This window comes from Vibrio marisflavi CECT 7928, assembly GCF_921294215.1.
In the GTDB taxonomy this organism is placed as follows: Bacteria; Pseudomonadota; Gammaproteobacteria; order Enterobacterales; family Vibrionaceae; genus Vibrio; species Vibrio marisflavi.
The window spans coordinates 1765726-1780918 of sequence record NZ_CAKLDM010000002.1; the positions used below are offsets into that span (position 1 = coordinate 1765726).

The 15193-nt window shown below is 42.7% G+C and carries 10 protein-coding genes; 2 read left to right on the forward strand and 8 right to left on the reverse strand.

All coding sequences use genetic code 11. From position 1 onward, the window contains the following. Positions 1-84: 84 nt before the first annotated feature. The 8 genes from L7A31_RS14850 to L7A31_RS14885 all read right to left on the reverse strand — a co-directional run bounded on the left by L7A31_RS14850 (position 85) and on the right by L7A31_RS14885 (position 13022). Complete coding sequence (locus L7A31_RS14850) at positions 85-1713, reverse strand: ABC transporter substrate-binding protein (protein ID WP_237362556.1); 1629 nt, start codon at positions 1711-1713, stop codon at positions 85-87. 785 nt (positions 1714-2498) lie between these two features. Then, positions 2499-3491 (reverse strand): murein tripeptide/oligopeptide ABC transporter ATP binding protein OppF, encoded by a 993-nt coding sequence (gene oppF, locus L7A31_RS14855; protein WP_237362557.1) that lies wholly within the window; start codon positions 3489-3491, stop codon positions 2499-2501. Next, positions 3488-4459 carry an ABC transporter ATP-binding protein gene (locus tag L7A31_RS14860; protein WP_237362553.1) on the reverse strand — a complete coding sequence of 324 codons (972 nt, stop codon included), beginning with the start codon at positions 4457-4459 and terminating at the stop codon, positions 3488-3490. The genes oppF and L7A31_RS14860 overlap by 4 nt, the downstream gene beginning before the upstream one ends. 18 nt (positions 4460-4477) lie before the next feature. Beyond that, positions 4478-5380, reverse strand: coding sequence for an oligopeptide ABC transporter permease OppC (oppC, locus tag L7A31_RS14865; RefSeq protein WP_237362558.1), 903 nt, complete (start codon positions 5378-5380; stop codon positions 4478-4480). Between the two features lie 14 nt (positions 5381-5394). Further along, on the reverse strand, positions 5395-6315 hold the full coding sequence (gene oppB, locus L7A31_RS14870; RefSeq protein WP_237362559.1) for an oligopeptide ABC transporter permease OppB: 921 nt from the start codon (positions 6313-6315) through the stop codon (positions 5395-5397). Positions 6316-6421: 106 nt separating this feature from the next. After that, positions 6422-8053, reverse strand: a complete 1632-nt coding sequence (locus L7A31_RS14875; protein ID WP_237362560.1) for an ABC transporter substrate-binding protein — start codon at positions 8051-8053, stop codon at positions 6422-6424. A gap of 779 nt (positions 8054-8832) precedes the next feature. Next, positions 8833-11943 (reverse strand): efflux RND transporter permease subunit, encoded by a 3111-nt coding sequence (locus L7A31_RS14880; RefSeq protein WP_237362561.1) that lies wholly within the window; start codon positions 11941-11943, stop codon positions 8833-8835. Then, entirely contained in the window at positions 11940-13022 is a 1083-nt protein-coding gene (locus tag L7A31_RS14885) for an efflux RND transporter periplasmic adaptor subunit (protein WP_237362562.1), read from the reverse strand. The genes L7A31_RS14880 and L7A31_RS14885 overlap by 4 nt, the downstream gene beginning before the upstream one ends. A 326-nt stretch (positions 13023-13348) precedes the next feature. On the opposite strand from L7A31_RS14885, the gene L7A31_RS14890 reads away from it, so the two are divergent. After that, a complete protein-coding gene (locus L7A31_RS14890; protein WP_290368756.1) occupies positions 13349-14092 on the forward strand; it encodes a DUF1007 family protein in 744 nt (247 codons plus the stop codon). A 1-nt stretch (position 14093) separates the two neighbouring features. After that, entirely contained in the window at positions 14094-15146 is a 1053-nt protein-coding gene (locus L7A31_RS14895; RefSeq protein WP_435532911.1) for a nickel/cobalt transporter, read from the forward strand. Positions 15147-15193: the final 47 nt, after the last annotated feature.

The following is a 15193-nucleotide window of genomic DNA, read 5'->3' on the forward strand; positions in this document are numbered from 1 at the left end:
AATTTTGGATGTAACAGGTCTCTACATGCTGCTTTTGCCAACATGCAGAGCCTATTAGTTATGTGCTTACAATGTTACCGACACTTATATCTTTTTGATGTATAAGTTCTTGGTATAGATATTGTCCTGAGCATTATGCATGGGGTAGCCTCCCACTGTTGGAGATACTAGACGCGTATTTACGTACTGATAAATAGGCGCAATAGGCATATTTTTAGCAATAATTTCTTCTGCCTGATCATATAAGTGATTTCGCTCTTTTTCGCTGGTTGCTACCATCGCTTGCTTGATCAGAGAGTCATACTTTTTGTTTTTAAAATGAGCACTATTTTGCACGTTCGTAGACATCAAAGTATTTAGGAAAGTAGACGCTTCGTTATAATCTCCGCACCAACCATCCCTTGCCATTTGGAAGTTCCCTAGATGGCGGGTTTGCAAGAATGTCTTCCACTCCTGGTTTTCGAGAGTCACATTCACACCTAGCTCTTGCTTCCACATTGCCTGCAATGCTGTTGCGATCTTTTTATGTCTGGCATCGGTGTTATAAATCAATGTAAATGACAATGGGTGTGCTTTGTCATAACCCGCTTCCTTAAGCAGCTTTTTAGCTTCTGATACACGTTGAGCTTGAGTCATTTTCTCCCAAGCAGGTGTAATAGGCGTGAAACCAGCGATAATGTCGGGCGTCATGTTATAAGCAGGCTTCTGACCCTGCCCCAATATTGCATTGGCAATGATATCGCGGTTAATGGAATACGACAGAGCTTTTCGCACTCTTACGTCGTTGAATGGTTTCTTTTGTGTGTTGAAGTCGTAGAAGTAAGTACATAGACTTCCTGTCGTTTTGAGATCTTGAGGATACTCTTTCTTCAGCCTTTTGTATTGTTCTGCCGGAGTCTCGTAAGTCATCTGTACTTCGCCTGCCAAAAAGCGGTTCATAGCTGCTACATGGTCATTAGTTGCCAAATAAGTGACTTGATTTACGACGGTATTGGCGTTGTCCCAATAGTTTGGGTTGCGCTTCAATACAATTCGACCATTAGGTACACGCTTTTCCAAAGTATACGCACCATCGCTGACCAAGTGCCCTGGCTGCGTCCACTTGTCTCCCCACTTTTCAATGGCGGGTGGATAAACTGGCATCATGGTCGCACTCGCAAGCATCTTTAAAAAATAAGGAATCGGTGAAGTTAAAGTAATCTGCAATGTATGCGGGTCAATTGCTTTCACACCAAGCGTACTTTTGTCTTTCTTACCATCAATGATCGCTTTCGCGTTCTTCATTGTGGTCATTTGCACATACCATGCATATGGAGAAGCAGTTTCTGGGTTTACTGCTCGCTGAAATGCGTAGACAAAATCACCTGCAGTAACAGGCTCACCATTTGACCACTTAGCATCTCGCAGATGAAAGGTATAGGTTTTATTGTCCTTCGTATCCCAACTGGTGGCTATGCCCGGGATAATATTCCCATTTGCATCCTGTGTGACCAACCCTTCGAACAGATCATTGATAATAAATTGGCCGGGAACTCCCTCTACTTTTTGTGGATCGATAGATGCTGGCTGTCCATCGTTGTACCGCACTAAATTTTGCTCTTTTGCCAGTTTCGTTCCTGCCGGAACATTCGCAGCAAAAGATGACAATGATGTTGCTGATAAAACCAAGCCTGTCCCAATTAAAATCGCTTTTGTTATTGTATTTGTGTACATGCACTCACTCCAAAATATAAGTACTGCTTCCATGCATGCTTCTTTGATGTCTTCGCTAGAACGGCCTAGAAATACAATTACTCGAACATTTTCGAGCAACTCAAAGAATGTCCCTGTCTCTATTTGTTATGTTTACGTAACATTCATTCACAAATTCGATACTAATTGAATCATGAAAAAAATTGCTACATTTATAATCTTTATGTTTCAAAATTGTGCGTAGCAATTAATAAGCCAATTTATAATTTCTTTATAAATCTCTCTCGTAGCATTCATGCAAACCATGGTAAACCAAATAACATATAGGAAAGGTGAATTTATTAAGTGTAGGTTTTACTTTTAAAATATATATTTCAAAGAAAGAAGGAGTGGATATTAATTCACCAAGTAAACTTTAAACTGCTTGTATATTCACTATTTAAGTAAAATTTGCAAAGAAGCTTATTTTAAAGTTTATTGATACCCGCTCAAATAAATAGAATGGCAACTTATAAAAGCTTTAGATGTTAAATTGATAAATACAATACAACACACTGCAAACAACTGATTTTGTATTTCTTACCAAAGTGGTGCACCCTGCATCAAATTAGTGAATTAGTTCTAACTATCAATAGCCAGCATGTTGCAATTTGCATAAAAATGGCCAATTACATCTCGGTTAACCGTAAAATGGGATATGCAAGACGCTAGGCCTTGGCATTTTATCAGACTAGTTGAGAGCAGACACAAAAAAAGCGCGACCCGTTCTAGCGGTCGCGCTTGGGCCTGTCACAGGCTGAATAGGATTAAATATCTACTTGCAGACAAGATACCGCATGAATGGCATCACCTTTCATTTGTGGTTTGGTCTTCGCACACTCTTCATTCGCTTGCGGACAACGAGTTCGAAACACACAACCCGATGGCGGGCTAATAGGCGATGGTAGGTCCCCTTCCAGCATCTCGATATGCTTGTTGCGCTCCAGTTTCGGATCGGGGATCGGCACCGCAGACATCAATGCTCGCGTGTAAGGGTGTTTCGGATCAGCAAATAGTGGCTCCGATTCACCCAGCTCTACAGCATTACCTAAATACATCACCAATACTCGATCTGAGATATGCTTCACTACCGATAAATCGTGCGCAATGAACACTAAGCTCAAACCCAGTTCTTTTTGCAACTCTTTAAGTAGATTCACCACCTGAGCTTGAATCGACACATCAAGTGCTGATACCGGCTCATCACAGATGATCATTTTTGGTCTGAGTATCAAGGCTCGCGCAATACCAATGCGCTGACATTGCCCACCTGAAAACTCATGGGGATAGCGGTTAATCACGTTTGGCAACAACCCCACTTTCGCCATCATCTCTTTCACACGTGATTTCACTTCCTCTTTGCTGAGCTTCGGATAGAAGGTTTTCAAAGGCTCTGCAATGATATCGCCAACGGTCATTCTTGGGTTTAGAGAAGCCAGTGGATCTTGGAAAATCATCTGAATCTCTTTGCGAGTTTCACGGCGCTGCACTTCTTGCATTTTGGTTAGGTCTTGCCCTAACCACACCACTTCACCGTCTGTCGACTCCACTAAACCGATAATGGCTCGTGCAAAGGTCGATTTACCACAGCCCGACTCTCCTACTACGCCTAGTGTCTCACCTTCATAAAGCTGAATATTCACGCCATCGACGGCTTTAAGGTTGGCAGGTTTGGACCACGGCCACGCCGATTTCGAAGCAATACTAAAGTGAACTTTTAAGTCTTTTACATCCAGCAGTAATTGTTTTTCAGCCATCATTTTGTCCAAGCCTCCCAATCAGAAAAACACGCGCGTTGACGACCTTGAGCAAACGGCTTCAATATCGGCGCTTCAGATTTACAGCGATCACCCACACGGTGACAACGCTCTTGGTAAGGACAGCCCGGTGGCAGCCTCAGTAGGTTTGGCGGGTTACCCGGAATGGTTGGCAGAATTTCGCCTTCGGTATCCAAACGAGGGATCGCTTTCAGCAAACCTTCTGCGTATGGGTGGCTTGGGTTGTAGAAGATTTCATCCACGGTACCGTATTCCATGGTACGGCCTGCATACATCACCAACACTTTGTCACATGAACCGGCTACTACGCCTAAGTCGTGGGTGATCATGATGATGGCGGTATTGAACTCGCTTTTTAACTCATTCAATAATTCCATGATTTGCGCTTGTACGGTCACATCCAGTGCCGTTGTGGGTTCATCGGCAATCAACAGTTTTGGACGACACAACAATGCCATCGCTATCATCACACGTTGACGCATACCGCCAGAAAACTCATGCGGGTACATCGTAATTCGCTTACGCGCTTCTGGTATTTTTACCGCTTCCAGCATGCGAACTGATTCTTCAAACGCTTCCGCTTTGCCCATGCCTTTGTGCAGCATCAACACTTCCATTAGCTGATCGCTTACCTTCATATACGGGTTCAATGAAGTCATCGGATCTTGGAAAATCATCGCAATTTGCTCAGCGCGCACTTTATTCAAAGCTTTCTCTGGCAAATTCAGAATTTCATTGCCTTCAAACTTGGCGCTGCCCGTAATGTTACCGTTTTTGGCGAGCAAGCCCATCAAAGCAAATACAGTTTGCGACTTGCCCGAGCCTGACTCCCCCACAATACCCAAGGTTTCACCTTGATTGAGGGAGAAATTTAAATCGTTGACTGCGGTGACGATACCATCGTGAGTGGTAAACTCGACGCGCAGATCTTTGACATCTAATAAACTCATTTTTCTTTCCTCAATCGGTTATCTGTCTTTTGGATCCAGCGCATCACGCAGACCATCACCAACATAGTTAAAGCAGAATAGCGTCACAATCATAAAGGCAGCGGGGAAAGCCAATTGCCAAATGGCGACTTCCATTGTATTTGCCCCTTCTTGAAGCAGTGCGCCCCAACTGGTCATTGGCTCTTGAACACCTAAGCCAAGGAAAGAAAGGAAAGATTCCGTTAATATCATGCTCGGTACAAGCAAAGTAGAATAAACCGCAACAATACCCAACACGTTCGGTACAATATGACGAGTGATGATTCGCCATTTGCTAACACCACATACGTGTGCCGCTTCAATAAACTCTTTACTGCGTAAGCTCAGTGTTTGACCGCGCACAATCCTCGCCATATCCAGCCATGCAATTGCACCGATCGCTACGAAGATCAAAATGATGTTTCGGCCAAAGAAAGTTACCAATACAATCACTAAGAACATAAATGGAATTGCATAAAGGATTTCAAGGATACGCATCATTACACGGTCAGTACGGCCACCAATAAAGCCCGATGCCGCGCCATAAAGAGTACCAATCACTACTGCAACCAGTGCCCCTAACACCCCTACCATCATCGAGATCCGGCCACCGACTAAAGTACGTACATACAGATCGCGACCTAGGCTGTCAGTACCAAAATAATGCTCCATTGATGGCGCTGCATGCATCGCATACCAGTCAGTGTCATCGTAGGTATAAGGGGCTACCATTGGCAGGAAAATGACCGCTAGTGTCATCAGCACCAAGATAAATAAACTGACCATTGCCGCTTTGTTGCGCATAAAACGGATGCGCGCATCTTGCCATAGGCTACGGCCTTCTATTTCTAAGCTCTCTGAGAATCTCTCAATCGCTTCTAAGTTCTCTTTTTTCGTTAACATTATTCCACCTCAACCTAGTAGCGAATCTTCGGATCGATATAAGCCAGCAGAACATCCACGACGGCATTGAACAAAATGAACATGAAGCCAATTAGGATAGTCACGCCCATAACTAATGAGTAGTCACGGTTGAAAGCGGCGTTAACGAACAATTTGCCAATTCCCGGTAAACCGAAAATGGTTTCAATAACCACTGAACCTGTGATGATGCCGACAAAGGCAGGGCCCATATAAGACACAACTGGAAGAAGTGCTGGTTTAAGAGCGTGTTTCATAATGATGTATCGGTAATTCAGCCCTTTTGCTCGCGCAGTACGAATGAAGTTACTGTTTAAAGTTTCAATCATTGAGCCACGAGTGATACGAGCAAATGTTGCTACATACAATAGAGACATACCTAACACAGGTAATGCCATATATTTAAATGAGCCATCCAGCCAGCCACCAGCGGGGAACCAGCCAAGATTGATCGAGAATACATAGATAAGAACTGGCGCCAACACAAAGGATGGCATCACCACCCCGAGCATGGCGGTAGACATAATCGAATAATCGAGCCAGGTATTCTGTTTGAGCGCCGCAATCGTGCCAACAGATACCCCCATAATGACGGTGAAGATAAACGCGGCAAAACCAATTTTCGCTGATACTGGTAGTGCCGTCGAGATGAGTTCGTTCACGGTGTAGTCTTTATATTTAAAAGAAGGACCAAAATCACCTTGAACAATATTAGTTAGATAAGTGGCGTATTGCTGGAGTACAGGTTTATCTAAGCCATACTTTGCATTAATGTTTGCCATTACTTCCGGTGGAAGTGGGCGCTCACTTGAGAATGGGTTACCTGGCGCGAAACGCATTAAAAAGAAAGATATGGTAATCAGTACCAACATGGTTGGTATTGCTTCCAATAATCTTTTTGCTATGAATTTAAACATAAACTCACTCTTTCAGTCTGTGACATAAAAATTATTAGTAAGGCGCTGCATGCGTGACAGCATGCAGGCCTTTATAGATTTATTATTGCTTTAAGAATTGTTGTGTTTAGTTGGCTTTGATGTAGAGATCTTTGGAGAAGATCTTATCTTCAGCATTGTGCATTGGGTAACCACCAACGGTTGGTGACACCAAACGAACTCTAACGTATTGATAGATAGGTGCGATTGGTACATCTCTAGCTAGAAGTGCTTCTGCATCGTTGTACAGTTTGATTCGCTCTGCATCGCTCGTCACCTCCATCGCTTTATCCATATCACCGTCGTACTGCTTGTTATGGTACTTTGAGTCGTTGTTACCATTGTTCGACATCATTAGGTTTAGGAAAGTAGAGGCTTCATTGTAGTCTCCACACCAACCAGCACGAGTCACATCAAAGTTACCTTCGCGGCGAGTATCTAGGAAAGTCTTCCATTCTTGGTTTTCAAGAGTTACGTTCACACCTAACGACTTTTTCCACATAGACTGGATTGCCGTTGCAATCTTCTTGTGGTTTTCTGATGTGTTGTAAAGAAGAGTAATATCTAGTGGATGAGACTTGTCGTAACCTGCTTCTTTTAGCAGCTCTTTTGCTTTGGCAATGCGCTCTTTTTGCGTCAACTTACCATAGGCTGGAGTTTCTGGAGTGAAGCCAGCAACAATTTCTGGAGTAAAGCTGTAAGCAGGAAGCTGGCCTTGGCCTAGAATTGCTTTGGTGATGATATCTCTATCGATTGTGTAAGATAATGCCTTTCGCACTCTTACATCATCGAATGGCTTCTTCGATGTGTTGAAACCGTAGTAGTAAGAACATAGGTTACCTGTAATTTTTAGATCTTCCGGATGTTCTTTCCTCAAACGTCGGAAGTGTTCAATTGGCACTTCGTTAGTCATTTGTAGCTCACCAGCAAGGAAGCGGTTCATTTCAGCTACTTGGTTTTCGATAGGAAGGTAAGTCACTTTATCGATAACAGTGTGCTCATTATCCCAGTACTGAGGGTTACGCTTAAGAACTAAACGCTCGTTCACTACCCACTTTTCAGGGACATAAGCGCCATTTCCAACAAAGTGCTCAGGCTTAGTCCATTCTTCGCCCCATTTTTCAACTGTTGCGCGATGTACTGGTTTCACTGTGGTGTGACCCATCATCTTAACGAAATATGGTAGTGCTGATTCGAGGTCAATTTGTAGCGTATTGGCATCTATCGCTTTTACACCTAGGGTACTTTTGTCTTTCTTACCAGCAATGATGTCTGCGGCGTTGACCATAGTGGTCATTTCTAGATACCAAGAGTATGGAGAAGCTGTGTTTGGATCGACGGCACGTTGGAAGGTATAAACGAAATCGTCGGCGGTGACTGGATCACCATTGGACCATTTTGCGTCTTTACGCAAATGGAAAATGTAAGTTTTGTTGTCCTTGGTTTCCCAACTTTCTGCAACTCCTGGGATAGTGTTACCATCTGCGTCTTGGTTGACTAACCCTTCAAGTAAATCACGAATCACGTTGGATTCTGGCACACCTTCTGTTTTCTGTGGGTCAATGGATGCGACTTCTGCTCCATTGCCTCGGACAAGTTCCTGTACTTTCGCAAGCTCTGTTCCAGCTGGAACGTTAGCGGCAAATGATGCCGTCGAAGCAGCTGCCACTGCGCAGCTAGCTCCAATTAGAAGAGCTTTAGTAATTTTGTTCTTATACATACTTTTTTAAACTCCAGTTTAAGTATTGCATCCATGAATTCTTTGGCTGTTTTCTATTAGCAAGGGTTACTGAAACGGCTCCAGTGATTTAGATTTATTTCGACCTAAAAATAAGCATAAAAATCTAAAAACCCACAAAGATGACGGCAAACGTTACCAATCATCGAACAAATTTGCCATAAAAATGTAGCAAAAAGATGCATAATTCCACGCAATTTGACATAAATTAGTAAAAAACGCCATTCAAAACAAAAAAGTTAGTAACAAATCCTAAAATTATATTTTGAGATGGTTTTTAGTTTTACTTAATCTACAAAGTTATCAAAAAACAGCACTTTAAACCAAAATACAACCTTTTGTTAACATTAAAAACTAATATATTTTCGTGATGTGGTCTCACTCACCTAAAAATTTGTCATTTCTTGCTCTGGATCAAACAGAACAATATCCTGTATATGGGCATTAAATTGCCACATGTCTCAATGCGAGAAATTGCGCGTAGAATAAGCGCAGACACTGCTAGAGTTTTAAACGTCATAACAACCTCATTGGAGTTACAACAAGACCAAGAGATCTCCATGTGGACGTTCTAACTAAATAATGAAGTTAAGAAAGTGGAAGAATTACCTCATCGCCCCTACAAGAACCAAAGGCTGCAACTCATTGGATCTAAAGCAATCGAGCTACAAGTAGGCCCCACTTCCGAACAACGAAAAAAGCCCGTAGCTTTGTTAAGAGCTACGGGCTAAACGTCTAAGAGTTGATATTTTGACTTATCGCTAAGCTTTTGAAGATGGCGTTGGTGATATTAGAAAGTCATCTTCGTCATAGTTTTTCATCGGTTTCTTTAGCTTCTGCATCATTAAGTAGACACAAGGTACAACAAATAGTGGGTCTACAATTCCTATCGCCATACCTGAGATAATAACGATACCAAGTGAGCCCATCGATACAGCTCCCGGCCCTGTCTCTATGATGAGTGGTACAGCCCCTAATATCATGGTCAACGAGGTCATTAAAATCGGTCGCAATCGAGTTTTCGTCGCTGTAAGAATAGCCTCTCTTGCTGGCTTGCCCTCTCGACGTAGTTCATTGGCAAACTCTGTTATCAAAATACCATGCTTACAAATCAAACCTATTAGTGTGACTAGCCCTATCTCCGAGTAAACATTTAGTGAATAGTCACTAAAGTAGAGAACCCAAAGAGCTGCAGACAATGTGATGGGAAGTGACAACATCACAACAAACGCGTCAACGATACTTTCAAATTGTGCGCTCAACACCATGTATATAAATATCAATGCAGCAGCAAACACGAATAACATTTGGTGGTTCGTTTCTAGGTACTGCGCTGCATCATTTACATAGTGATAACTTGTACCTGCAGGCATGATCTCTGGCAGCATTTTATTCACTTCAGCAATTCCCTGCCCCATGCTGACACCATTAGCTAACCGGATAGACAGTGAAGCAGATGTAGCTCGGTCATATTGCTCGATCGAACGCGGAGCCACTTCACTTTTTATACTGATAAGTTGACCAAGTGGAATAAGCTTTCCACTGTCACTCATAATTTTTAGGTGATTGAGTGATGTCGGTGTCTCGGTATAGCTTTTCAACATCTGTACGTAAAGCGAATAGTTAACGCCTTGATAGCTCATATCGTTATCAAAACTTTTACCACTTAAAGAAACTTTCAATACATCTTGAATGTCACTAATTGGCACTTTATATTGCGATGCCGCCACACGGTTAATTTTTATTTGGAATTGGTTCTCATCAAAGGTCAGCGCATTTCTTACATGGGAGAACATTGGCGACTGTTCGAGCTTATTTGCCACTAACGCCATCTCTTTTGACAAAGTTTGATAGCTTGCTGAACTGGTGACATTTATATCTATCCCGCCACTATTTCCTTTGCTACCACTTCCCGTGTCGACTGCTGGGATAACACCTGTGAACACCATGTTCCCGCCTTGGCGAAGTGAAGCGTCGATCATTTCACTGATTTGTTTTGCACTATAGTTTCTTTCACCCCAAGGTTTAAGCGTAATAAAGCCACGGATAAAATCTGTGCTCGCCATGACAGCTACATGTTCAATGCCCGGAATTTTGTTTAGCCTTTCACTCATAGTCTTGATCATCTTCTGCTCAGCAGCATCATCAGTGCCACCTGTTAACGGCTGAAACATGAAAATTTGACCGGAGTCTTCTGCTGGAATCATCTCGGATGGGCTGTGAGTAAGCGGCCAATAGCTAGTCGCGAATATTGCGATGAGCAGAACCAACGTCGTTTTACGATAGTCAATGCTATAACGCAGTATTCGATGATAGAGTTCAGCAAGCGCGTCCAGTTTATTGTTGATCCAAACTTCAAATCGACCCGCAGGCTTGTGATCAAGCATGTTGCTACACATCATCGGTGAAAGAGTCAGAGCGACCATTCCCGAAATGATGACGGTTCCTGCCAACGTGAACGCAAATTGCTTAAACAACTCTCCTGTCACTCCATCGACCAAACCAACAGGTATGTATACTGCTGCTAGGGTTAACGTTGTAGCTATAATGGCAAAACCAATTTGCCGACAAGCTATCACGGTTGCTTTTCGCACCGAAGACTGATGCCTGAGCTGTCGGTGAACATTTTCAGTAACCACAATCGCATCATCGACCACCAAACCAACGGCAAGTAACATCGCAAGCAACGTCAGTGAGTTAATGCTAAACCCTGCCAGTTTCATGATAATAAAAGAACAAGCCAAACATACAGGAATAGTGACGACTGGTATAAGTGCGATACGTAAATTACCTAGAAATAGCCATATGACTCCGGCAACTAATATCACCGCTAAACCAATTGCTAGATACACATCATGCAATGAGCTTTTGATAAAGTCTGATTTATCAAGTAAGACACTTGCTTTCATCCCACTTGGTAGCTGTATGCTGTCTAGTAATGAATGAACCTGCTGAGACAAAACTAACGCATTTGCTGTTGCGGTATATTGCGGGTTCAATACGAACAGCATTGAGCTCTTGTTGGAGAAATCGATAAGAGGCTCAACATCTGGCTGGTTTCCCGGAGTCCCTATGGTAACTTTGGCAATTTCAGATAATCGAACAGGCTGAGCATCGTACTGTGCAACCACAATATCTCGAATGCTATTCAAACTATCGATGGCACCACTAGAAATCAGCTGGTACTGGCTTTTCGAACCTGAAGTTGTACCACTAATTGCAGTGACATCATCCATATCACTGACTTTGTCGATAACCGTGTTTAGATCCAAATCATATCGCTGGATTTTATCTGGGTTTAAAGTGATCAACACAGACTGTGACGAACTCGGGGCAACATCAACTGAACCTGCTGAAGGCAGCTGCTCTAATCTAGGCAACAAGGTATTAATGCCATATTGACGAAATTCATACTGAGGTTGGTTGGGCCCCGGAGTTAGGCCAATCAGCATGGAAGGCATGCCTTCATCTTCAGATTTGCTAACAGTCGGCGATATATTGTCTGGCAATGTACTGGATATATTCGATATATCGTTGTTAATTTCACTGACTAACGTATCAATGCCTGCATCATCGACACCTTCTGCCACGTCAATAGTGATCGTGCCTCTGCCTTGACGTGCTGTGGCAGTCATGTGAGCAATGCCTTCGGTTCCCGCAATTTCATCCTGTATAGGAATCAACACCTCCGTCATCATATTTTGCGCGGCGAGAGCACTGTCTTGAGCAGATATCTCTACTTTTGATTGAGCAAGTTGAGGCGTATAACGCAGCGATAATTTTTGGCTAATTAAAAGGCCAATGAAAACTGGGATTAACCATAACACCGTACACAAGACTGGACGACGTATACATAACTCCGTCAATTTCATCTCGTTACTCCCGATGTTTTATTACTATGGGAAGCAATCTTATCGCCATTGTTCACTACAACTTTCTCATCAGAATGAAGATAATTCTGGCCATTGGTGACTAAGCTTTCACCCGCTTTCAAGCCCGAAAGGATCTGTACATATCCGTTGTAGTAGTTGCCAACTTTAACGTTGCGAAGCTGCGCTTTACCATCTTCAACAATGTATGCCTGAGTACCTTCTAGATTGGTCAGCAAGCTGCCAGTTGGTATCGTTACTTGATTTGTCCGAACTTTGGTTTGCTGAACCACTTTGACATTTTGCCCTGGCTTAAAATTGGAGCCTTCATCGATAGCAGCTTTGAGTGTAATAAGCCCGGTATCAATACTAGGTGCGATATAAGTGACTTTACCGACTACTTTATTTTCAGTGTTGAGCTCGGACTCTATAGTAACCGTTTGACCAACACGGTAATCAGAACGGGCAGAAGCCGGAAGTTGGTACTGCACTAATAAATGGTTTGCATCATATAGCGTTGCAATACTGCTTCCCGAATCGAGAAGATCACCAACATGGTAGTCAGTTGAACTAATGACACCAGAAAAAGGCGCCTTCAAAGTCAACTCTGATAGCAGAGCCGTATCTTGTTCTAGCAACGCCTTAGCCTGTTTGTAACTGCTATAAGCATCATCATAATCACTTTGCGAAATCAGACCTTTCTTACGTAGGTTTGACTGACGTTGCCACTCATTTTTGGCTTGTGTCAGCTGAGCTTGATCTTGGGCAACCTGCGCTTTAGCAGTACGAGTATCTTGAGTCAACAACACTTGGCCTTTCGAAACCGTTTCACCGCCAGAGAATTGTATACCCGTAATTCTATTGGTTTGAAGGCTTTTTAAAGTAACGTAATCTTTGGAAAGAATGGTTCCATATCCATACTCCTGATCAGAAAGAGTACGTGTAGTAATTGGTTGCGTTTCAACTTGCGCAGGACTGAAAGCCCTTTTTTGAGGCGCCTCTCCTAGGTAGAAGTAGCTGGCGCTGACACCTGCCAATACAACAATGATACCAAGGCTGAAGGCTAGCTTTTTGTGTCTCATATTTTAAATCCCAAAAGTACTAATTCTTGAACGGATAACATCAGCTTCAGAGCTACTGAGCAAAGTCCATTACTCCGCGAGTTTACGGCAAAGGATTATCGCACTTTGAAATTAATATTCTTTCTTTTTTACTTTCCTTTACATTTGGTAATTCTAATGTCTCTTGAACTATCACCGCAGAGCAATTTGAATCACAATGATCCTGCAACACCATGAATTACTGACATTGTTTTTGCTTTTCTAATTTATGCTAATGTAATACTGTAACAATTGGTTCCGCCAAATATGTCGAATTACCTCTACTTTATCCCGGAGACAGCCTTTAAATGAGGAAAATCCTTTTTCAACTGACCAGCTCACTTAACGCCAATTTTCCAAAGTTACGCAATTTTAAAAGCAACTATTTCGTTGCCTTCATATTGGTTTTAGCGCCTCTCCGCATTTACGCTCATCCTCATTCATGGGTAGATATGAAGCTTTATGTGCAGGGAACCAAAGATACAATCACAGGCTTCAAGCAAAAATGGACTTTCGATCCTATGACCACGGCCTATATGTTTGATGGGGAAGATATGTCTCCAGCACACCAACAAGCGACCATGCAGAAAGTGGCCGATTCAGTGATGAAAAACTTATTAAATAGCCATTACTACACATACTTCTACGACAAAAACACACCGATAAAGTATTTGGTCGCAACAGATGGAAAATTAACAAAAAAAGGCCCAAAAGCGACATTATCGTTCGAATTGCCACTCGCACACCCGAAGAAAGTCACAGAAAATACGCTTGTATTACATGTGTTTGAACCAACCTACTACATGGATATGACATGGGATAAAGCCAGCGATATAACGTTATCCCCAGCCCTTGCTGAGACTTGCTCTTTTAAACTCATCCCAGCTCATCCGACTCCTGAAGAGGTCAGTTATGCTATGTCATTACCAGCAGACGCAGACCCAGATAACACGTTAGGTCAGCTTTTTACTCAAACTGTTAAGTTCCATTGTGATGTACCAAATAGCTCAAATAATAAAGCTCAGGAGAAAGTCAATGAGCAACCAAAATAGCATGCAATCATCTTCTCGCTCCCGCTACTACCTAAGCGCCGCCATTGCATTATTGATACTCGGAACTATTGGTTACATGCTATTTAAAGCTTGGCCTGTCATTTTGCTTAGTAGCATCAAATGGCAACGTGAAATCAACATGCAGCTAACTGATTTACTGTATCAAGCTAAGGCTCATAGCGTCTCGGCTGGATTATACCTAGCTGGATTCAGCTTCTTGTATGGCGCCCTTCACTCGATAGGGCCAGGCCATGGTAAAATGATTGTAACGACTTACCTCGCAACCCACCCGACCAAAGTAAAAGTAAGCCTAGTTCTCACTATTCTGTCCGCATTTTTACAAGCCATTGTAGCTATTGTTCTGGTAAGTGTATTGCTGATGGCATTCAACTCAACAATGAGGGAAGTGAATAGCGAAGCTAACCGCTTTATTAGTTTAAGCTTTTACGCCATGTCCATATTAGGGGCTATCATTGTCTACCGCAGTTCGAAACAGCTATGGCAGAGATTTAAGCCTCAAACAACAAAGTTAGCTGTAGACAATGGTCCATTTCAGTCATTCAGTAAAATAGAGGCTGGAAACGACAACAAACAGCTAGGGTTACAAGCACCCAACCTTGGTTTGTCCAACAAACACGTTCACCAACATGATGCCAATGGAAAGTGTGGCTGTGGGCATACACACTTTGCTAGTGCAGAGGCAATTAACAAAGCGTCAACCATGCGCGAGTACATTGGTATCATTGTCAGTATTGGTATCCGCCCATGTACAGGTGCAATACTCGCGCTTTTATTTGCTAACGTTGTAAGCGCATACTGGCTGGGTGTCGTCAGTGCGTTTGTGATGTCAATTGGCACAGCACTGACCACGTCTACCATTGCGTTAATGACTATTTCAGGAAAAAAAGTAGTGTCTAAATACCTTGGAGCGAGTACCCATTCAACCTCAACTGGTGCTGTTATTTTGCAGTTTATTGGTGGCTCTCTACTGATCTTATTTGGCGTGTTATTAATGCAAGTACCTGTTTATGGCATGTCACCAATATTGTCTTGACAAAAAGCGAATCAGAAAAGGGGTTAACCACAACCGCGGTTAACCCC